Source organism: Microbulbifer okhotskensis (assembly GCF_023895975.1).
Classification (GTDB): domain Bacteria; phylum Pseudomonadota; class Gammaproteobacteria; order Pseudomonadales; family Cellvibrionaceae; genus Microbulbifer; species Microbulbifer okhotskensis.
The window spans coordinates 1-260 of record NZ_JALBWM010000475.1; the positions used below are offsets into that span (position 1 = coordinate 1).

Below are 260 nucleotides of genomic sequence, written 5' to 3' on the forward strand. Positions count from 1 at the left end.
TCGGAACCGTTACGATTTGCCCGCCCCAGGTTGTAGCCAAATGATCAGCAATAGCACAGCCTGCCTGATCCGCAATATCAGTATCCACGCCATGCTGCTGTAACACTTCACGAGCATGGGCGTGGATTTCCTCCAGGAGTTCATGACGGCGACTCTCCATATTTGGATCTTGATGCCTCACTGTTTTCCTCCTTTATTCTCTTCTCGATCCAGCCAGGCTTTCAGCGCTTCGATCACTTTTGTAGCCTGCTGACCATTTA

Annotated in this window: 1 protein-coding gene; it reads right to left on the reverse strand. The window is 50.4% G+C overall.

The genetic code is table 11. The features are described from left to right. On the reverse strand, positions 1-181 hold a 181-nt coding region (locus MO867_RS24475; protein WP_252473469.1), incomplete at its 3' end, for a Mor transcription activator family protein. Between the last annotated feature and the right edge of the window lie 79 nt (positions 182-260).